Origin of the sequence: Pseudomonas monteilii NBRC 103158 = DSM 14164, assembly GCF_000730605.1 — a bacterium.
GTDB lineage: Bacteria > Pseudomonadota > Gammaproteobacteria > Pseudomonadales > Pseudomonadaceae > Aquipseudomonas > Aquipseudomonas monteilii.
This window is the reverse complement of sequence record NZ_BBIS01000048.1, coordinates 48,142-67,978: the sequence shown is the minus strand read 5'-3', so window position 1 is coordinate 67,978 and position 19,837 is coordinate 48,142. Positions and strand designations below refer to the sequence as shown.

The window sequence follows — 19,837 nt, the reverse complement described above, 5'->3', positions numbered from 1 at the left end:
TGCTTAGTTCATCCAGCCCTTGACCCAGTCCATGACCGATTCGACTGGGTCCTGCTCGCCGCCACAGGTCGCGCCGGCGGGGGGCTCACTGCCGCGAATATACGGCATCTGCACCGCTCCCGGACAGCTGGCATCAGACCCATGACCTGTGTACGGGTCGATCCAGGCCTGCACCACGTTGTCCGGCTGCGGCATGTCCAGCGGCAGCGGGTCGGCCTTCTTCATGAAGCTGGTCCAGACCTGCAGGGCACCGGTGGCACCGGTAAATGGCGTTTTGCCATTATCGTCACGGCCCATCCACACCACGGCCAGCAGGTCCTGGCTGAAGCCGGAGAACCAGCTGTCGCGCGAGTCGTTACTGGTACCGGTCTTGCCCGCCAGGGTCAGCGAGCGCGGCAGGGTGTTGTACACGGAGCGCCCGGTACCTTCACGCATCACCCGCTGCATGGCGTTCTGCACCAGATAGATGGCGCCCGGGTCGAAGGTTTGCTGGATCTGGAACGGGTAGCGCTTGAGCGGTTCGCCTTCGGCAGTGAGCACGCTGCGGATACCGCGCATCGGTGTATTGAAGCCGCCGTTGGCGATGGTCTGGTACATGGTCGCAACCTGCATCGGCGACATGCCGCCGGCACCCAGCAGCATGGCCGGGAAGGCTGGCCAGTCGACATTCACCCCCAAACGGCCGATGGTCTTGATCACGTTGGGCACGCCCACTTCCAGACCGAGCTTGGCGGTCGACAAGTTGTACGAGTTGGCCAACCCCTGATACAGGTAGATGGTCCCGTGCGGGCGGCGGTCATAGTTTTGCGGGCGCCAGACCTGGCCGTCGGCACCTTTGACCGAGAATGGCTCGTCCTGCACCCAGCTGGTCAGGGTGTACTTGCTCGGCTGCTCCAGCGCCGTCAGGTACACCGACGGTTTGACCAGCGAGCCAATCGGGCGCACAGCGTCGATGGCCCGGTTGAAGCCGGCGAAGCCTGCCTGGCGGCTGCCGATCAGGGCTTGTACTTCACCGGTTTCCGGGTTGGTCACGACCATTGCCGACTCCACCTCGTCAGCGCCCTTACGCCCCGCCAGGCGCTTGAAGGTCTCGTTCATCGAGGTCTCGGCCTTCATCTGCAGGATCGGGTCGAAACTGGTGAAGATACGCAGCCCTTCTTCGGTCAAGTCTTCGTCGCGGTAGTCCTGGCGCAACTGGCGCTTGACCAGGTCGAGGAAGGCCGGGAACGAGCTGTCGGCCAGGCTGCCACGCTTGGTCACGCCCAGCGGCATCTTCTTCGCTGCATCGACTTCTGCCTGGCTGGCGACGCCTTGCTCGGCCACCAGGTCCAGCACCAGGTTACGGCGGGCCAGGGCGCGGTCAGGGTAACGCCGCGGGTTGTAGTAGGACGGGCCTTTGACCATACCTACCAGCAAGGCGATCTGGTGCAGCTTCAGCTCCGACAGCGGCTGGCTGAAGAAGAACTGGCTGGCCAAACCGAAGCCGTGAACGGCACGCTGGCCGTCCTGACCGACGAACACCTCGTTGAGGTAGGCCTCCAGGATTTCGCGCTTGTCGTAGTGCAGCTCCAGCAGCACCGCCATCATCGCCTCGGTCAGCTTGCGGCTGAGGCTGCGCTCGCTGCTGAGGTAGAAGTTTTTCACCAACTGCTGGGTCAGGGTACTGCCACCCTGGCGCATCGAGCCGGACGAGGTGTTGACCCACATGGCCCGGGCGATGGACTTGGGCGACACGCCAAAGTGGCTGTAGAAGTCGCGGTCTTCGGTGGCCACCAGCGTTTCGAGCAGGTACTTGGGCACCTGGTCGATCTTGATCAGGATGCGGTCTTCGAGGTTTTTCGGGTAGATACCGCCAATCATCAGCGGCTCCAGGCGCACCACATCCAGTGCCTTGCCGTTGGCGCCGGAAAGGCCCGCCACGTAATCGCCCGAGAAACGCACGCGCACGAACTGCGCCGGCTCCATGCCCTCGTAGAACTGGAAGCCTCGGGTATTGAGGTCGACGGTATTACCGTTGATCGCCGCAGCACCCGGGCCGTTGGCCGCACTTTCACGGCGGTAACCGAGCGCATCGAGCTCGGTGAGGAAGTCGTTCTTGCTCAGTTTCTGGCCGGTGAACAACTCCAGTGGCCGGGCATACACCTTGGCCGGGATGGTCCAGCGCTTGCCGGAGAACTTCTCCTGCACAACGGCATCGAGGTAAACCGCGAAGCCGGCAACGATCACCAGGCCTACCAGGCTGAGCTTCAAAGCCCAGCCCAGCCAGGCGCGGGAGCGGCCGGTCGGGCGTTTCGGAGGGGTACGGGGATTTCGGGTTCGGGTCATGGCGGCGGATTATACGCACTTTATAAAGGCTGGGCAGACGGCCCGGCGGTAGGCAGGGACGGCACCATTGACCATAATGGCGCATTCGAATTCCCTTGCCCCGGAAGGATTTGCCGTGAGCCAAGCTCTTATCACTGCGTTGCAGAACCCAGCCCTGTACCCTCACCCTGTGGATGGGTTCCAGCTCATCGAGACGCATATCTCCTGGGTGCTGCTCACCGGCGAGTATGCCTACAAGATCAAGAAACCGATGAACTTCGGATTCCTCGACTTCACCAGCCTGGACCAGCGCCAGCATTTCTGTAACGAAGAGTTGCGCTTGAACCAGCGCATGACCGACGGCCTTTACCTGGAAGTGTTGCCGATCACCGGTAGCGTCGATGCGCCGCAGATCGGTGGCGAAGGCGAGGCCATCGAATACGCGCTGAAGATGCGCCAGTTCCCCCAGGGGCAGATGCTCAGCACCCTGCAGGCCAACGGCGAACTGAATGCCGCGCACATCGACCAGATGGCCCGGCAAATCGCCGAGTTCCACCTGCAGACCCCCAAGGTATCTGCCGAGCAGCCCTACGGTTCGCCTGAAAGCGTCATGGCTCCGGTCGAGCAGAACTTCGAGCAGATCCGCCCATTCCTCACCGACAAGGCGGACCTGCTGCAACTGGACAACCTGCAAGCCTGGGCGCGGAGCAGTTTCGAGCGGCTGCAAGGCCTGTTTGCCTCACGCAAGGCCAATGGTTTCACCCGCGAGTGCCATGGCGACATCCATCTGGGCAACGCCACCCTGATCAACGGCCAGGTGGTGATCTTCGACTGCATCGAGTTCAACGAACCGTTCCGCAAGACCGATGTCTGGGCCGACACCGGCTTCCTCGCCATGGACCTGGAAGACCGCGGCCTCAAGTGCCTGGCACGACGCTTCATCAGCCAGTACCTGGAGCTGACGGGGGATTATGAAGGCCTGGAAGTGCTCAACTTCTACAAAGCCTATCGCGCCCTGGTACGGGCCAAGGTCGCGCTGTTCAGCATGCCGGCCAATGCCGATGGCGTACAACGGGCCACCACCCTGCGCACCTACCGCAATTACGCCAACCTGGCAGAAAGCTACAGCGCCATTCCTTCGCGTCTCCTGGCCATCACCCATGGCGTTTCGGCAGTGGGCAAGAGCCATGTGGCAATGCGCCTGGTGGAGGCCTTGGGCGCCATTCGCGTGCGCTCTGATGTCGAGCGCAAGCGCCTGTTCGGTGAACAACAGCAGGCCGACGCTGGCCAACTGCGCACCGGTATCTATGGCCAGGACGCCAATGTAGCGACCTACCAGCGCCTGCACGAAGTGGCGGCAACCGTGCTGCGTGCCGGTTTCCCGGTGGTACTGGATGCCACCTACCTCAAGCGTGAGCAGCGCCAGGCTGCGGCCGACGTTGCCAGCCAGACCGGTGTACCATTCCTGATTCTCGACTGCCACGCCCCGGATGCGGTCATCGCCAGCTGGCTGGAGCAGCGCCAGGCGCAGAACAGCGACCCGTCGGATGCCACGCTGGAAGTGGTCAAGGCGCAACAGGCCAGCCGTGAGCCGCTGGATGGACAGGAGCTTGTGCAAAGCACCCAGGTCGATACCCAGACCGCCGGCAGCATGGACCAGGTGATCGAGCAGATTCGCCAGCGCTTGCCTGGGCTGTAAGTTCGCCGCTTTCCTGTGTCGGCCTCTCGCGGGTTTACCCGCGAAGAGGCCGGCACATGCCGCTCAAGGCATCTCGTCACCCCCGATGGCAAAAGGCCGCGCATTTCCCAACCCCCGCTACACTCCTCTCTGACCTGCTCGCGATTTATCCCCCAGACCCGTTCAGCCATCGCAAGGAGGCTCGATGAACGATGAATTGCAGCATCTGAAGAACCTTGGCAAGACCTCTGCGCAGTGGCTGCACGCAGCCGGCATTCACAGTGCATCGGATTTGCGCCGCCTGGGCGCGGTGGGTGCGTACCAGGCCGTGAAGACACGAGGGTTTCGCGCATCAAAGGTGCTGTTGTATGCCATTGAAGGCGCCCTGCTGGACATGCACTGGAACGATTTGCCGCTCGAACGCAAAGAAGCACTCAACCAACAACTCGACGCGAAGAACCCTCCGCAAAAAAATCCAAAATAATCGTGGAAAGGGGATTGACGGCTAAATGAGAATTGTTATGATTATCACAACTGGTCGCGAGACTGGTTGGATAAGCTAAGAGCCCCTGGTTCGGACTCTCAGATTATCTCCTCATCAGGCTAATCACGGTTATTGACCCGGCAATTTGCCGGGTCTTTTTTTGCCTGTAGGTTTTGTATCGCCTGGCGTGACCCTGTCACGGCTCACATTACTGACGAAACTGCGCGCAATAGTCCTGCTCCGGCATCGCCGCCGTGTACCACACGTAGTCCGCCTCGCCCGGCTCAACCTGCTCGCCCACCTCGGTAAGCAGCAGTACCTTGCTCTGCCCCGATGCGCCCAGATCAGCCAGATGCAACGGCACGCCCAAGTCCTTGCGCGCGTGAAAGGCCCCTGCGAACAGCAACGCCGGCTGCGGTGCCGCCAGCAAGCGCTCGGCCATGCGCCGGTCGCGCTGTTGCTGCACGGCCAGCATCGCTGGCAACTGGCTTTCAGGCAGCATCCCGCAATGCCCAGCGCGCACTTGCTCCAGCAACGCAGCCTTTACCGTTGGAGCATTGGACTTATCACCCTTTAACGAAGCGGGCTGCCGATAAGCCTGGCGCATCTCGCCAGGCGACAGGTTGGCCGCCAGCAGCGGCACGCGCAGCTGCAAGGCCTCACGCACGATCGGCCCGTACAACGTCCAATCCCAACCCTCTTGCCACGCCAGAGCCTTGGGCAAGTCTGCCGGCACAGCGTGCGCCTGCACCTTGTCGACCAGCGGTTGCTGCTCTGGCTGCAGCATTTCCAGCAAGAGGCTGCCTTGCGCGCGCCGAGCTTGCAAAGCGCGTAGCAGCCAAAGCTGCAGCGCATGATGATCGGGGTTGTCGTGCTTCTCGCCCACCATGACTCGGGGAGCGTCTGCCAAGCGCTGCACCAACTGCTCAGGGCTGATCAACTGTCCACTGGCAAGGTCGATGATGTGCCCCAACTCGGCATGCGTGCGCCCTTCACTGCTCTGCCAGGCGGGTAATGGCGGCAAGCTGGCCTGGCAGCCACCCAGTGACAGCATCAGGCATAGCATCAGACCAGACAGCAGCAGATGACGCATCGGCAATGCCTCCTAGCGGGTGATGATCAGCGGGTGCCCACGCTCCGGGTGTGCCTGCACCAGCACGTCAATACCGTATACCGCTTTCAACGCTGCGGGTGTCAACACCGCCTCGGGCGTGGCAAAGGCATGGCAGCGCCCCTGTTCCAGCAACAGGATACGGTCACAGTAACGCGCCGCCAGGTTCAAGTCGTGCAGGATCACCAGCACTGCGGCGCCACGGTCGGCGAAACGGCGTACAGACTCCAGCGTCGTGTGCTGGTGCAGCGGGTCGAGCATCGAGGTGGGCTCGTCGAGCAGCAGCGTGGTGCCCTCTTCGCCCGGCCACAACTGCGCCAGCACGCGGGCCAGGTGTACTCGCTGCCGCTCACCGCCCGATAACGCCAGGTAACTGCGGTCCACCAGATGCCAGGCATCTGCCGCCTGCAAGGCCGCCTCGACAATTTCTGCATCGCGCCGCTGCCCGGTGCCATGCGGCATGCGCCCCATGCTCACAACCTCCTCGACCCGGAAGGAGAAGCCCAGGCTGGACACCTGCGGCAGCACGGCCAGGCGCCTGGCACGCTCCTGCCCACCCCAGTCAGCCAGTGGCCGTCCCTGCAGCGTTACCTGCCCACGGTCCGGTGCCAGTTCGCCACACAGCACCCCCAACAGGCTGCTTTTGCCAGCACCGTTGGGGCCTAGCACACCCACAACCTGCCCCGGGCTCAGTTGCAGGTGAATGTCATGCAGCACCTCATTACTGCCCCGCCGCAGGTGCAGCCCTTCCACTTGCAACATCAGCTGCGCCCTCGTATCAGCAAGAACAGGAAGAACGGCGCACCGATAAAGGCCGTGACGATACCGATCGGCAACTCGGCAGGCGCCAGCAGCAGCCGCGCGGCCAAGTCGGCAAACAGCATCAGCACGCCACCCGCCAGCAACGAAGCCGGCAGCACCACCCGGTGATCAGGCCCGGCCAGCAAGCGCACCAGGTGTGGCACCACCAGGCCGATGAAACCGATCAGCCCAGCGGCAGCCACTGCTGCCCCCACCCCCAGCGCCGTGCAGAACACCAGCTCACGCTTGAGTCGCTCCACATCAACACCCAGGTGGCGCGCCTCAGACTCTCCAAGCAACAGGGCATTCAGTGCCTTGGCCCGGCGCGGCAGCCACACCGCTACCCCCGCCGCCACCAGCAGCAGCGGCCACAGCCGCTCGTAGCTCGCGCCGTTCAGGCTCCCGAGGTTCCAGAATGTCAGGGTGCGCAGGGTAGTGTCGTCGGCCAAGTAGGAGAACAGCCCCACGGCCGCGCCGCCCAGCGCGGTCATGGCCACACCGGCCAGCAGCATCGTGGCCACGTTGGTCTGCCCATCGCGCCGCCCCAGGCGGTAAACCAGCGCGGTTACCCCAAGCCCCCCGACAAACGCGCAAAAGGACAGCAAATAGGGCGCGAAGGCCTCCGGCATGCCACCAAACCAGGCACCACCGACAATCGCGACCGCAGCCCCCATCGCAGCCCCGGCGGCCACCCCCACCAGCCCTGGGTCGGCCAGCGGGTTACGGAACAGCCCCTGCATGGCCACACCGGACAGCGCGAGCACCGCGCCCACCGCCAACCCCAACAGGGTACGCGGCAGGCGGATCTGGCCCAGGATCATCTCGGCCTGTTGCAGGCCGTCAGCCGCAATCGGCAGCCCCAGCAGGCGCAGGCCGGCGCGCAGGGTGTCGAACAGCGGCAGGCTGACCGGCCCCAAGGCCAACGACAGCCAGACCGCCAACAGGCACAACAGGCTCAGGCAAATGAACAACGTACGTGGCTGCACCCGCTGCTTCATTGTGCAAAGCTGGCCTTGGCCGCCGGGTAGAAGTTGGCAGCCAGCGACTGCAAGGTAGCCGGCAGGCGTGGCCCAAGACCGCCGACCAGCAATGTTGGGTCAAGCGATACAAGGCGCTTCTCACGCACTGCACGGGACGCCGCCAGCGCGGGGTTTTCTTTCAGCAGCGCCTGCAAGGCCTGCTCATCGGCCAACGCCCGGTCGGAGAACACGATCACATCCGGGTCCAGCGCGGCCAGTGCTTCGTTGGAGAAATTCTTGTAACCCTGATGCGCTGCCAGGTTACGCCCACCCGCCTGGCCCAACAGCCAGTCACCCGCAGTGCCCTGCCCGGCAATCAGCGGCTTGGCACCGGCATGCCCGACGAGTAGCAGCACGCCCGGCGCCTTGTGCCCTGCCTGGGCCTGCTTGACCTTGGCCTGCAAACCCTCAAGTTGCTGGTGGTAACTGGCCGCCAACGCCGACGCTTGCTGCTCGGCGCCAAGCAACTGGCCCAGGTACTTGAGGTTTTCATCCACCGCCGACAGCTCGGCCTTGCTGGAAAACAACTCCACCTGCACACCCGCCTTGCGGATTTGCGCCAGCACCGGTGGCGGGCCCATTTCTTCGGTGCCCACCAGCACATCCGGTCGCAGGCTGAGGATGCCTTCTGCCGACAGTTGCCGCTGATAACCCACGCTAGGCAGTGATTTCAACGATGCCGGGTGCTGGCTGGTGGTATCAACCCCCACCAGCCGCGCTTCACCGCCCAGCGCAGTTATCCACTCACTCAGTGCACCACCCGCGCTGACCCAGCGTTGCGGCAGCTCGGCCGCCAAGGCCTGGGTAGAGAGCACAAGGCTTGCGCACAGCGCGAGCAAGGCGACGGGACGGCGCATCATCGGGTTCCTTCTTAAGGCGGGCCGCGCGCCTTGTGGCGGGCGGCAGAACTGCGCACCATAGGTAGCCAGGCGCAGCGAATGCGGGCAATTTGATAATTATTCGCATTGGCGCGTCAAGCCATCATCTGTTTCACGAGTCGTCCTTGCCATGCACTTCCTTTGTACTTCCCACGGCCTGGCCGAAGGCCAAAGCCGCGCCTTCAGCGTAGACGGCGTCGAACTGTTCGGCGTACGCCGCCAGGGCCAGGTGTACCTGTACCGCAATCGCTGCCCGCATCGGGGGATCCCGCTGAACTGGGCAGAAGACGCGTTTCTGGATGACAGCGCCAGCCTCATCCACTGTGCCCACCACGGCGCGCTGTTCCTAATAGAAAGCGGCGAATGTGTGGCCGGCCCCTGTGAAGGAGAGCAACTTCAGCCCATGGGCTGCCACGAAGACAGCCAGGGTATCTGGTTCAAGGGTTGAGCAGCACTGGCAACCGGCGGTCGATGACGATGCCTTCAGCGTCCAGGCGGGCACCGTAAGCCAGTACCTCCACTCCGTCGGCTACCGCGGCACGCAGGGCCTGAGCGTAGGCACCGTCGATTTCCTCGGCCGGGCGCACGGCATCGATACCGGTCAGGTTCACGCAATACAGTTGTACCGCCCGTACGCCCTGCCGGGCCAGCGTGGCCAACTCGCGCAGGTGCTTTGCACCGCGCTGGGTCACCGCATCCGGGAACGCTGCGACCGTGCTGTCGGGGTAGCCCAAAGTCACGCTCTTGACCTCGACATACACGGGCGCACCGTCAAACTCCAGGCGAAAGTCGATCCGGCTGCCTTCCTCGCCGTAAGCCACTTCGCGCTTGAGCGCCGTGAAACCGGCCAGCTCGACAATCACGCCTGCCCTCAATGCCTCCTCGACCAGCGCATTGGCCCGCCCGGTATTCACACAGGCCAGCCGACCCTGCGGCGTTTCGCTGATTTCCCAGGTGCCCGGCAGCTTGCGCTTGGGGTCGTTGGAGCGGCTGAACCACACCTGCCCGCCTTCACGCATGCAGTTGAGCATGGAGCCGGTGTTCGGGCAGTGAATGGTCAACTGCTCACCGCTGGCCAGTTCGATATCGGCCAGAAAGCGCTTGTAGCGGCGCAGCAGGCGGCCCTGTTCAAGTGAAGGAGAGAAACGCATCAGCCTTGCCAGCTCCGCAGACCACGGGCAATGCGCTGCACCGCCTCCTCCAGGCGTGGCAGGCTCTGGGTGTAGGCAAAGCGCACATGGTGGCCGGCCAGGTGGCGGCCGAAGTCCAGGCCCGGCGTAAAGGCCAGGTGCTCGGTTTCCAGGAAGTGCCGACAGAAGGCGAACGCATCACCGCCAAAGGCACTGATGTCGGCATACAGGTAAAACGCGCCCTGTGGCTCGACGGCAATGCGGAAGCCCAGTTCGCGCAGGGCTGGCAACAGGTAGTCGCGACGGCGGGCGAACTCGGCGCGGCGTTCTTCGAAAATGGCCAGGGTTTCCGGCTGGAAGCATGCCAGAGCGGCATGCTGCGCCATGCTAGGTGCGCTGATGTACAGGTTCTGCGCCAGTTTTTCCAGATCGGCCACTGCGCCGGGCGGCGCCACCAGCCAGCCGAGGCGCCAACCGGTCATGCCGAAATACTTGGAAAAACTATTCAGGACGAACGCCGAGTCGTCGACTTCCAGCACGCTTGGCGCGTCCATGCCATAGGTGAGGCCATGGTAGATCTCGTCCACCACCAGGTGGCCGTGACGCTCATGGGTGGCCCTGGCAAGGCTGGCCAGCTCGTCACGCCCCAGCACGGTGCCGGTCGGGTTGGCCGGCGAAGCGACCAGAGCGCCCACCGTGTCCTTGTCCCAGTAACGGTCGACCAGGTCGGCTGTCAGTTGGTAATTCACGTCCGGCCCTACCGGCACCAACTGCGCGCCACCCTCGACCAGGCGCAGGAAGTGGCGGTTGCACGGGTAGCCCGGGTCGGCCAGCAGCCAGTGCTTGCCTGGGTCAACCAACAGGCTGGTGGCCAACAGCAATGCACCAGAGCCCCCCGGGGTGATGAGGATGCGCTCCGGGTCGATACTCAGCCCATACCGCTGGCCATAAAAGCCGGCAATGGCTTCGCGCAGTTGTGGCAGCCCACGTGCAGCGGTGTAGCGGGTGTGCCCGGCGGCCAACGCTGCCTGCCCGGCGGCGACGATCGGTGTGGCAGTGGTGAAGTCCGGTTCGCCGATTTCCAGGTGGATCACGTCGTGCCCGGCCGCCTGCAGCTCGTTGGCCCGGGCCAGCAGTGCCATGACATGGAAGGGTTCGATGGCGCGACTGCGCGCACTGTAGGGGTGGGCCATGACCTTCTCTCAATTGGGTCTAAACTAGAGATTCTACCTCTGCACGCCACCGAACGTACGGCTCGCGCCGGTGTCAACAAGCAGGATCGGGCGGGCTAGCGCACCCCCGATCTATCTGGTAAGTTCGGCGGCTCGCAGTCGCAGGGCCGGCGGTCGCCGGAGATGGAGCATCCTGCGCATTGGATCAGATGAGTGAGAGGCGGTCTATTCATGTCCACCGTAGAAAAGCAAAAAACCGGTCAAACCATGTACGGTGTCGAGCCCTATAAAGAGACCAAGGGCGAAGAGTACATGGGTGAGCCCATGAAGAAGCACTTCACCAAGCTTCTCAATGCCTGGAAAGGCGAGCTCATGCAGAGTGTGGATCGCACCGTAGACCACATGAAGGATGAAGCTGCGAACTTCCCGGACCCGGCCGACCGTGCCAGTCAGGAAGAAGAATTCGCTCTGGAGCTGCGCAACCGTGACCGCGAGCGCAAGCTGATCAAGAAAATCGACAAGACCCTGCAGAAGATCCAGGACGAAGATTACGGCTGGTGTGAATCGTGCGGTATCGAGATCGGCCTGCGCCGTCTTGAAGCCCGTCCGACCGCCGACCTGTGCTTCGACTGCAAGGAAATCGCCGAGAAAAAGGAAAAAACGGTCGGCAAAGGCTGATCTTTCTTCCACCTGAACGGGGCGCTCGATGCGCCCCGTTTCATTTATATGCCCAGCCAGACCATGACCGACTCCAGCTACATCGGGCGCTTTGCCCCTACCCCCAGCGGCTTCCTGCACTTCGGCTCGCTGGTCGCCGCCCTCGCCTCCTGGCTCGATGCCCGCGCCGTCAACGGCCGCTGGCTGCTGCGCATGGAAGACACCGACCCACCCCGGGAAATGCCCGGTGCCCGTGATGCAATCCTGCAAACCTTGGAGCGTTACGGGCTGGAATGGGATGGCGAAGTGGTGTTCCAGAGCCAGCGGCACGATGCCTACGCCGCAGTAGTCGACCGCCTGTTCAATATGGGCCTGGCCTATGCCTGTACCTGCTCGCGCAAGCAGCTGGAAGGTTACAAAGGCATCTACCCAGGCTTGTGCCGCAACGCCGGTCATGCCCGTGAAGGTGCGGCGATCCGCTTGCGCGTGCCAGAGCTGATTTACCGCTTTACTGACCGGGTACAGGGCGAGTACCAGCAACACCTGGGCCGTGAAGTGGGAGATTTCGTCATCCAGCGCCGCGACGGGCTGTATGCGTACCAGCTGGCGGTGGTGCTGGACGATGCCTGGCAGGGTGTTACCGACGTCGTGCGCGGCGCCGACCTGCTCGACAACACCCCGCGTCAGCTGTACCTGCAGGAGTTGCTGGGCTTCTCACAGCCGCGCTACCTGCATATTCCGCTGATCGTGCAGCCGGATGGGCACAAGCTGGGCAAATCGTACCGCTCGCCACCCCTGCAGGCGGAGCATGCCACGCCGCTGTTGTTGCGGGCGTTGCGGGCGCTGGGGCAGGAGACTGACCCGGAGTTGCTGCTGGCGACGCCGGCTGAAGTGTTGGCAGTGGCCCGCCAGCAGTGGCGGCCGGAGGCGATTGCACAGAGGGCCACAGTGCCAGAGGCTGATTTGCGCTGAGGCCGGCACAGGCAAACCACCTTTAAAAAACAAAAGCCCATTAAATTCAAACCGTTGGCGAACCCTATGGTTTCCCGCTAGCATCCCCCCCGCCATTTGCGCCAATAATAAGTCCAAGCCCGCAGCGCCCAACCATCGAGGCCAGCATGTACATCTATCGTTTGGTCCTGCTTCTGGTCGTGGGGATCTACCTGTTCTCCCCGGCCATCATGGACTGGTGGATCGAACCGACCGGAGCCTGGTACCGCCCTTACCTGCTCTGGCTGATCCTGATCGTCGTCACCTTCATCCTGCAGAGCCAACGAGATGCCGATGAGCTTTAGCCTGACCCAGATGATCCTGATCAGCGCCGGGTACCTCATGGTGCTGTTCGGCGTGGCCTGGATCAGCGAGCGGGGGGTCATCCCGCGTTCGATCATTCGCCACCCGCTTACCTACACCCTGTCGCTGGGCGTGTACGCCAGTGCCTGGGCCTTCTACGGCTCAGTCGGCCTGGCCTACCAGTACGGCTACGGCTTCCTCGCCTGTTACCTGGGCGTGTCCGGCGCGTTCCTGCTGGCACCGGTGCTGCTTTACCCGATCCTCAAGATCACCCGCACCTACCAGCTGTCATCACTGGCCGACCTGTTGGCATTCCGCTTCCGCAGTACCTGGGCGGGGGCGCTGACCACCATCATCATGCTGATTGGCGTGCTGCCTTTGCTGGCGCTGCAAATCCAGGCGGTGGCCGACTCGATCAGCATCCTCACCGGTGAGCCGGTCAAGGCAAGGGTGGCATTCGCCTTCTGTACGCTGATCATCCTGTTCACCATCTTCTTCGGTTCGCGGCACATCGCCACGCGCGAGAAACATGAAGGGCTGGTGTTCGCCATCGCCTTCGAATCGGTGATCAAGCTGCTGGCCCTGGGCGGCATCGGCCTCTACGCCCTTTATGGCGTATTTGGCGGCCCGCACGAACTGGAAGTCTGGCTGCTGCAGAACCAGACCGCCCTGGCCGCCCTGCACACCCCGCTGCAGGAGGGGCCATGGCGCACCCTGCTACTGGTGTTCTTCGCCTCGGCCATCGTCATGCCGCACATGTACCACATGGCCTTCACCGAAAACCTCAACCCACGCTCGCTGGTCAGCGCCAGCTGGGGCCTGCCGCTGTTCCTACTGCTGATGAGCCTGGCCGTGCCGCTGGTGCTGTGGGCCGGCCTGCGCCTGGGCGCCAGTACCAACCCCGAGTACTTCACCCTGGGCCTGGGTATTGCCGCCAACAACGAGGCACTGGCACTGTTGGCCTACATCGGCGGCTTGTCTGCCGCCAGCGGCCTGATCATCGTTACCACCCTGGCGCTGTCGGGCATGGCCCTCAACCACCTGGTATTGCCGCTGTATCAACCCCCGGCCGAGGGCAACATCTACCGCTGGCTGAAGTGGACCCGCCGCGCGCTGATCGTTGCCATCATCACTGCCGGTTTCATGTTCTACCTGACCCAGAACAACCACCAGAGCCTGGCCAACCTGGGCATCGTCGCCTTCGTCGCCACCCTGCAGTTCCTGCCCGGCGTGCTGTCGGTGCTGTACTGGCCCACAGCCAACCGCCGTGGCTTCATCGCCGGGCTGCTGGCCGGCACCCTGGTGTGGATGGTGACCATGCTGCTGCCGCTGCTGGGCAACCTGCAGGGCTTCTACATCCCGCTGCTGGACATGATCTATGTGCTGGACGACACCAGCTGGCACATGGCGGCCATTGCCTCGCTGGCGGCCAACGTGCTGCTGTTTACCCTGATCTCGCTGTTCACCAACGCCAGCAACGAAGAAGTCAGCGCCGCCGAAGCCTGCGCGGTGGACAACGTGCGCCGTCCGCAGCGCCGCGAGCTGCACGCTGCCTCGCCCCAGGAGTTCGCCACCCAGCTGGCCAAACCGCTGGGCGCCAAGGCCGCACAAAAGGAAGTGGAGCAGGCCCTGCGTGACCTCTACCTGCCGTTCGACGAGCGCCGCCCCTATGCCCTGCGTCGCCTGCGAGACCGCATCGAAGCCAACCTGTCCGGGTTGATGGGACCGAGCGTGGCCCAGGACATGGTCGAGACCTTCCTGCCGTACAAGTCCGGTAACGAAAACTACGTGACCGAAGACATCCATTTCATCGAAAGCCGCCTGGAAGACTACCACTCGCGCCTGACCGGCCTTGCCGCAGAGCTCGATGCCCTACGCCGTTACCACCGCCAGACCCTGCAGGAGCTGCCCATGGGCGTCTGCTCGCTGGCCAAGGACCAGGAAATCCTGATGTGGAACAAGGCCATGGAAGAGCTCACCGGCATCGCCGCCAAGCATGTGGTCGGCTCGCGTCTGGTCACCATCGACGAGCCTTGGCGCGGCCTGCTGCAAGGCTTCATCAACGTGCCCGACGAACACCTGCACAAGCAGCGCCTGGCGCTGGACGGCCAGCCGCGCTGGCTGAACCTGCACAAGGCCGCCATCGACGAGCCGCTGGCACCCGGAAACAGCGGCCTGGTGCTGCTGGTGGAAGACCTGACCGAAACCCAGGCACTGGAAGACAAGCTGGTGCATTCCGAGCGCCTGGCCAGCATCGGCCGCCTGGCCGCTGGCGTAGCCCACGAAATCGGCAACCCGATTACCGGCATCGCCTGCCTGGCGCAAAACCTTCGTGAGGAACGTGAAGGTGATGGCGAAATCATCGAGCTGTCCAGCCAGATCCTCGACCAGACCAAGCGCGTCTCACGCATCGTCCAGTCGCTGATGAGCTTCGCCCATGCCGGCGGCAGCCACCAGAACAGCGAAGAGCCGGTGTGCCTGGCCGAAGTGGCGCAGGACGCCATCGGTCTGCTGGCGTTGAACCGGCGTAATTTCGAAGTACAGTTCTTCAACCTCTGCGACCCGGACCACTGGGCCGAAGGGGACCCGCAGCGCCTGGCCCAGGTGCTGATCAACCTGCTCTCCAACGCCCGCGACGCATCAAAGCCCGGCAGCGCCGTGCGCGTGCGCAGCGAAGTGAGCGAGCACACCGTCGACCTGATCGTCGAGGATGAGGGCAGCGGGATACCGAAGAGCATCATGGACCGCCTGTTCGAACCCTTCTTCACCACCAAGGACCCGGGCGAAGGAACCGGACTGGGGCTCGCTCTGGTCTATTCCATCGTGGAAGAGCATTATGGGCAAATTACCATCGACAGCCCGGCCGATATCGAACGGCAACGTGGCACCCGGATCCGCGTGACCCTGCCCCGGCATGTCGTAGCGACGTCCCCTGAAATTCGAGACCGTCGAGAGAATTGAATCAATGCCGCACATTCTGATCGTCGAAGACGAAACCATCATCCGCTCGGCCTTGCGTCGCCTGCTCGAGCGGAACCAGTACCAGGTCAGCGAAGCCGGCTCGGTGCAGGAAGCCCAGGAACGCTTCAGCATTGCCACCTTCGACCTCATCGTCAGCGACCTGCGCCTGCCAGGTGCGCCTGGCACCGAGCTGATCAAGCTCGGCCAAGGTACCCCGGTGCTGATCATGACCAGCTACGCCAGCCTGCGCTCTGCGGTGGACTCGATGAAAATGGGCGCGGTGGACTACATCGCCAAGCCCTTCGACCACGACGAGATGCTGCAGGCCGTGGCGCGTATCTTGCGCGACCGGCAGAACGCTCCGGCCGCTGCACCAGCTGCCGAGCCACGCGCCACCAATGGCAAGGCCGCCCCGGCCGACAAAGCCAGCGCGGCTGCGGCCAATGGCGAAATCGGCATTATCGGTTCATGCCCGCCCATGCAGGACATGTACAGCAAGATCCGCAAGGTTGCGCCCACCGACTCCAATGTGCTGATCCAGGGTGAGTCGGGTACCGGTAAAGAGCTGGTGGCCCGCGCCCTGCACAACCTGTCACGCCGGGCCAAGGCACCGATGATCTCGGTGAACTGCGCGGCCATCCCCGAGACCTTGATCGAGTCCGAACTGTTCGGCCACGAGAAAGGCGCATTCACCGGTGCCAGCGCCGGGCGTGCGGGCCTGGTAGAGGCTGCCGACGGTGGCACGCTGTTCCTTGACGAAATCGGTGAACTGCCACTGGAAGCCCAGGCCCGTCTGCTGCGTGTACTGCAGGAAGGCGAGATTCGCCGGGTGGGTTCGGTGCAGTCGCAAAAGGTCGATGTGCGCCTGATCGCCGCGACCCACCGCGACCTGAAGAACCTGGCCAAGGCCGGCCAGTTCCGCGAAGACCTTTACTATCGCCTGCACGTCATCGCCCTGAAACTGCCTGCCCTGCGCGAGCGCGGCAGTGACGTGAACGAGATCGCCAGCGCCTTCCTCGCCCGCCAACGCGCGCGTATTGGTCGCGACGACCTGCACTTCTCGGCTGAAGCCGAGCAAGCCATTCGTCATTACAGCTGGCCGGGTAACGTGCGTGAGCTGGAAAACGCCGTGGAGCGTGCGGTGATTCTTAGCGAGAGCGCAGAAATTTCGGCCGACCTGCTGGGCATCGACATTGAACTGGGCGACCTGGAGGAGGACGAAGTCCTCAACAACGCCCTGGTTGCAGCCAGTGCTGCCAATGCCAGCCACGAGCCGACCGAAGACCTGTCGCTGGAAGACTACTTCCAGCACTTCGTGCTCAAACACCAGGATCACATGACCGAGACCGAGCTGGCACGCAAGCTTGGCGTCAGCCGCAAGTGCCTTTGGGAACGCCGTCAGCGCCTGGGCATCCCGCGGCGCAAGAGCAACGTTACCAGCGATAACTGACCTGCCTGGCGTACGCCGCAGCATATGCGGCGTCGGGGAGATCGAGCGCCGCCCGCGCGGCGCTTGATCTCACAGGCGCTGAACCTGTCACGGCGAAAACCCAGGTAACACATCAGTCCCCGCAAAAATCTGTTACCCAACCTTTGAGCCGTAACAGTTCCCGAGGCGTACGGTAACGAAATCCTGGCATTTTCAGCCTCTCGAAAATCGCTAGAACGCCTCAACCCCTTGATTTTACTAGGTTTGCAAAAGTTGGCACGGCACCTGCTATATGCTTAGTACAAAAACAATAACAAGCACTGCAACTCAGAATAAGAACAAGACGAAACGGCTCACGCACAATAAAAACAAGACGGCGGAGGCGCAGCTAACTGATTCTTTTGGAGAGGATGCGTGTTTGGGGCTTGCCCCACAACCAGGCAGAGAACAACAAAAACTGCACTAAAAAGCAGCGCCTGAACTGGTTGGATCGACAGATCAACGTGACATCAGCGGCCAAAGCAATCCGTTTGCTCTTAACCCCTGGATTGGGGGTCGTCCACAAGCTTCGAGATTTGTGGACAGGGCACTCAACAAAAACAAGAAGCCCAGCAAAAAAACAATAAGAGCACGCAACGACTTCTTGGGGAGCTTAGGCTCCCCTTGTCGTTTCCACCCTTCTGGCAGGCATCCTGCTACCCGCCTACACCATTCCCTGAGTAAATGCTAGAATCCCCGCCCATCATGCGGCCATTCTCCTATTCTTGGCCGAACATTCCTTCAAACAGTGCATCCCATGCTGAAGAAGCTGTTCCAGTCGTTCCGCCCGCCCGTACCGGGCCAACACCACAGGCGCACCACGCCTGAGGTGATCAACAAAAGCCAGCACTCGCTGCAGCGCCACCAGTTCAGCCGCCATGCGGTGAACATCGTGGAACGCCTGCAAAGCGCCGGCTACCAGGCTTACCTGGTCGGTGGCTGTGTCCGCGACCTGATGCTGGGCATCACGCCGAAAGACTTCGACGTCGCCACCAGTGCCACTCCCGAACAGGTCCGTGCCGAGTTCCGCAACGCGCGCATCATTGGTCGCCGCTTCAAGCTGGTCCACGTGCATTTCGGCCGTGAGATCATCGAAGTCGCCACCTTCCGCGCCCCTCACTCGGAAGACGATCAGGGCGACAGCCACCGTTCGTCGCACAATGCCAGTGGCCGCATCCTGCGTGACAACGTGTACGGCACCCTGGAAGAAGACGCGCAACGCCGCGACTTCACCATCAACGCCCTGTACTACGACCCGGTCAGCGAGCGCATTCTCGATTACGCCAACGGTGTGCATGACGTGCGCAACCGCCTGCTGCGGCTGATCGGTGACCCGACCCACCGCTACCAGGAAGACCCGGTGCGCATGCTGCGCGCGGTGCGTTTCGCCGCCAAACTCGACTTTGGCATCGAAAAGCACACGGTCCAGCCGATTCGCGAACTGGCCCCGTTGCTGCGCGAAATCCCGCCAGCGCGCCTGTTCGAGGAAAGCCTCAAGCTGTTCCTTTCCGGCCAAGGCGCCATCGCTTTCGAAATGCTGGTCGACCTGCAGCTGTTCGAGCCGCTGTTCCCGGCCAGTGCCCACGCCCTGGACGAGCGCCCGACCTACACCCACACGCTGATCAGCCAGGCCCTGAACAACACCGACCTGCGCGTGAAGCAAGGCAAGCCGGTCACGCCGGCGTTCCTGTTCGCTGCACTGCTGTGGCCAGCCTTGCCATCCCGCGTGCTGCACCTACAGAACCAGGGTGTACCGCCGATCCCGGCCATGAACGGTGCCGCTCACGACCTGATCGCCGAGCAATGCGCGCGCATCGCCATCCCCAAGCGCTTCACCCTGCCGATCCGCGAGATCTGGGACATGCAGGAGCGCCTGCCACGTCGCAGTGGCAAGCGTGCCGACATGCTGCTGGACAACCCCCGCTTCCGGGCTGGTTATGACTTCCTGCTGCTGCGTGAAAGCGCAGGCGAAGAAACCGACGACCTCGGCCAGTGGTGGACCGATTACCAGGATGCCAACGACAGCGAGCGCCGCGAGATGATCCGCGAGCTGGGCAGCCGTGACGAAGGCACCGGTGCCGGCCCGCGCAAACGCAAGCGCAGCGGCAGCAAGCGCAAACGCGGTGGCGACGAGGCGTTCGAGTGAAGACCCGCGCCTACGTCGGTCTGGGCAGCAACCTGGACGCACCTGCCGAGCAGCTGCGCAGCGCCTTGCAGGCGCTTGACCAGGTGGACGGAACGCGCCTGGTAGCGGCCTCAGCCCTGTACACCAGCGACTCGTTGCTGCCCGGCCAACCGCGCTACACCAACGCAGTTGCTGCCCTGGACACCGCTCTGCCGCCCCTGGCCCTGCTCGATGCGCTGCAGGCCATCGAGAACGACCAGGGCCGCGTACGCAAGGAACGCTGGGGCCCGCGCACGCTGGACCTGGACATCCTGCTGTTCGGTGATCAGGTACTCGACGAACCACGCCTGAAAGTGCCGCACTACCACATGCACGCCCGCCCCTTCGTGCTGTACCCGCTGGCCGAACTGGTACCGGGCGATTTCCGCCTGGCCGATGGCCGCGCCCTCGCACAGTTACTCGACGACTGTCCGTTCGTCGGCCTGGAACGCTTGTAAACCGGGCGTTCCAGCCTGCCACGCCACCGCGGTAACGCCAGTAACACCCTGATCGTAACAATGCGGTAACAGGGTGATTGACTTCCCCCACATCGCTCACGACTATAGGCGTCCCGTGTGACACCAAAGTGCCGCATACCCGTATTTAGGCCCGGACGGACCTGTGCCCGAACATCACGCGCGATGATGTGCCGCTCCGGAAGATGACTACACGCGTTGAATGCAGTCGTTTTTTACAGCGCCTGAACGAGGAATTTCC

The 19,837-nt window shown here is 63.1% G+C and carries 17 protein-coding genes; 10 read left to right on the top strand and 7 right to left on the bottom strand.

Annotation, left to right across the window (positions count from 1 at the left end):
* Nucleotides 1–3: 3 nt before the first annotated feature.
* Nucleotides 4–2,325: a penicillin-binding protein 1B gene (mrcB, locus tag PM2_RS23075; protein ID WP_016712058.1), complete on the bottom strand. Its 2,322-nt coding sequence runs from the start codon at nucleotides 2,323–2,325 to the stop codon at nucleotides 4–6.
* A gap of 115 nt (nucleotides 2,326–2,440) precedes the next feature.
* Between mrcB and PM2_RS23070 the strand changes: the two genes are divergently transcribed.
* Nucleotides 2,441–4,003 carry a bifunctional aminoglycoside phosphotransferase/ATP-binding protein gene (locus PM2_RS23070; RefSeq protein WP_016712059.1) on the top strand — a complete coding sequence of 521 codons (1,563 nt, stop codon included), beginning with the start codon at nucleotides 2,441–2,443 and terminating at the stop codon, nucleotides 4,001–4,003.
* A gap of 184 nt (nucleotides 4,004–4,187) precedes the next feature.
* A complete protein-coding gene (locus tag PM2_RS23065) occupies nucleotides 4,188–4,466 on the top strand; it encodes a TfoX/Sxy family protein (protein ID WP_016712060.1) in 279 nt (92 codons plus the stop codon).
* A gap of 208 nt (nucleotides 4,467–4,674) precedes the next feature.
* On the opposite strand, the gene PM2_RS23060 is transcribed toward PM2_RS23065, so the two are convergent.
* From PM2_RS23060 to PM2_RS23045, 4 genes are read right to left on the bottom strand one after another with little or no spacing between them, the layout of a single operon-like run.
* On the bottom strand, nucleotides 4,675–5,559 hold the full coding sequence (locus tag PM2_RS23060; protein WP_016712061.1) for a ChaN family lipoprotein: 885 nt from the start codon (nucleotides 5,557–5,559) through the stop codon (nucleotides 4,675–4,677).
* 12 nt (nucleotides 5,560–5,571) lie between these two features.
* A complete protein-coding gene (locus PM2_RS23055) occupies nucleotides 5,572–6,339 on the bottom strand; it encodes a heme ABC transporter ATP-binding protein (protein WP_028699679.1) in 768 nt (255 codons plus the stop codon).
* Complete coding sequence (locus tag PM2_RS23050; RefSeq protein WP_161775527.1) at nucleotides 6,339–7,322, bottom strand: FecCD family ABC transporter permease; 984 nt, start codon at nucleotides 7,320–7,322, stop codon at nucleotides 6,339–6,341. The genes PM2_RS23055 and PM2_RS23050 overlap by 1 nt, the downstream gene beginning before the upstream one ends.
* A gap of 50 nt (nucleotides 7,323–7,372) precedes the next feature.
* Nucleotides 7,373–8,257, bottom strand: a complete 885-nt coding sequence (locus PM2_RS23045; protein ID WP_016712064.1) for a heme/hemin ABC transporter substrate-binding protein — start codon at nucleotides 8,255–8,257, stop codon at nucleotides 7,373–7,375.
* 148 nt (nucleotides 8,258–8,405) lie between these two features.
* On the opposite strand from PM2_RS23045, the gene PM2_RS23040 reads away from it, so the two are divergent.
* Nucleotides 8,406–8,723, top strand: coding sequence for a Rieske (2Fe-2S) protein (locus PM2_RS23040; protein WP_016712065.1), 318 nt, complete (start codon nucleotides 8,406–8,408; stop codon nucleotides 8,721–8,723).
* On the opposite strand, the gene sfsA is transcribed toward PM2_RS23040, so the two are convergent.
* Together sfsA and PM2_RS23030 are read right to left on the bottom strand one after the other, a co-directional pair.
* On the bottom strand, nucleotides 8,713–9,426 hold the full coding sequence (gene sfsA, locus PM2_RS23035; protein ID WP_016712066.1) for a DNA/RNA nuclease SfsA: 714 nt from the start codon (nucleotides 9,424–9,426) through the stop codon (nucleotides 8,713–8,715). The genes PM2_RS23040 and sfsA overlap by 11 nt on opposite strands.
* Nucleotides 9,426–10,598 (bottom strand): pyridoxal phosphate-dependent aminotransferase, encoded by a 1,173-nt coding sequence (locus PM2_RS23030; RefSeq protein ID WP_016712067.1) that lies wholly within the window; start codon nucleotides 10,596–10,598, stop codon nucleotides 9,426–9,428. The genes sfsA and PM2_RS23030 overlap by 1 nt, the downstream gene beginning before the upstream one ends.
* Nucleotides 10,599–10,808: 210 nt before the next feature.
* Between PM2_RS23030 and dksA the strand changes: the two genes are divergently transcribed.
* From dksA to folK, 7 genes are all read left to right on the top strand, one after another.
* Nucleotides 10,809–11,255, top strand: a complete 447-nt coding sequence (gene dksA / locus PM2_RS23025) for an RNA polymerase-binding protein DksA (RefSeq protein WP_016501618.1) — start codon at nucleotides 10,809–10,811, stop codon at nucleotides 11,253–11,255.
* A gap of 63 nt (nucleotides 11,256–11,318) precedes the next feature.
* Nucleotides 11,319–12,206, top strand: a complete 888-nt coding sequence (gluQRS, locus tag PM2_RS23020; RefSeq protein ID WP_033723974.1) for a tRNA glutamyl-Q(34) synthetase GluQRS — start codon at nucleotides 11,319–11,321, stop codon at nucleotides 12,204–12,206.
* A 146-nt stretch (nucleotides 12,207–12,352) separates the two neighbouring features.
* Nucleotides 12,353–12,529, top strand: a complete 177-nt coding sequence (locus PM2_RS30830; RefSeq protein ID WP_003250005.1) for a hypothetical protein — start codon at nucleotides 12,353–12,355, stop codon at nucleotides 12,527–12,529.
* A complete protein-coding gene (locus PM2_RS23010) occupies nucleotides 12,513–15,488 on the top strand; it encodes a sensor histidine kinase (protein WP_016712069.1) in 2,976 nt (991 codons plus the stop codon). The genes PM2_RS30830 and PM2_RS23010 overlap by 17 nt, the downstream gene beginning before the upstream one ends.
* A gap of 4 nt (nucleotides 15,489–15,492) precedes the next feature.
* Nucleotides 15,493–16,938, top strand: coding sequence for a sigma-54-dependent transcriptional regulator (locus PM2_RS23005; protein WP_028699677.1), 1,446 nt, complete (start codon nucleotides 15,493–15,495; stop codon nucleotides 16,936–16,938).
* Nucleotides 16,939–17,713: 775 nt separating this feature from the next.
* A complete protein-coding gene (locus PM2_RS23000) occupies nucleotides 17,714–19,102 on the top strand; it encodes a polynucleotide adenylyltransferase PcnB (RefSeq protein WP_016712071.1) in 1,389 nt (462 codons plus the stop codon).
* Nucleotides 19,099–19,578, top strand: coding sequence for a 2-amino-4-hydroxy-6-hydroxymethyldihydropteridine diphosphokinase (gene folK / locus PM2_RS22995; protein WP_016712072.1), 480 nt, complete (start codon nucleotides 19,099–19,101; stop codon nucleotides 19,576–19,578). Before PM2_RS23000 ends, folK begins: the two co-directional genes overlap by 4 nt.
* Nucleotides 19,579–19,837 lie beyond the last annotated feature (259 nt).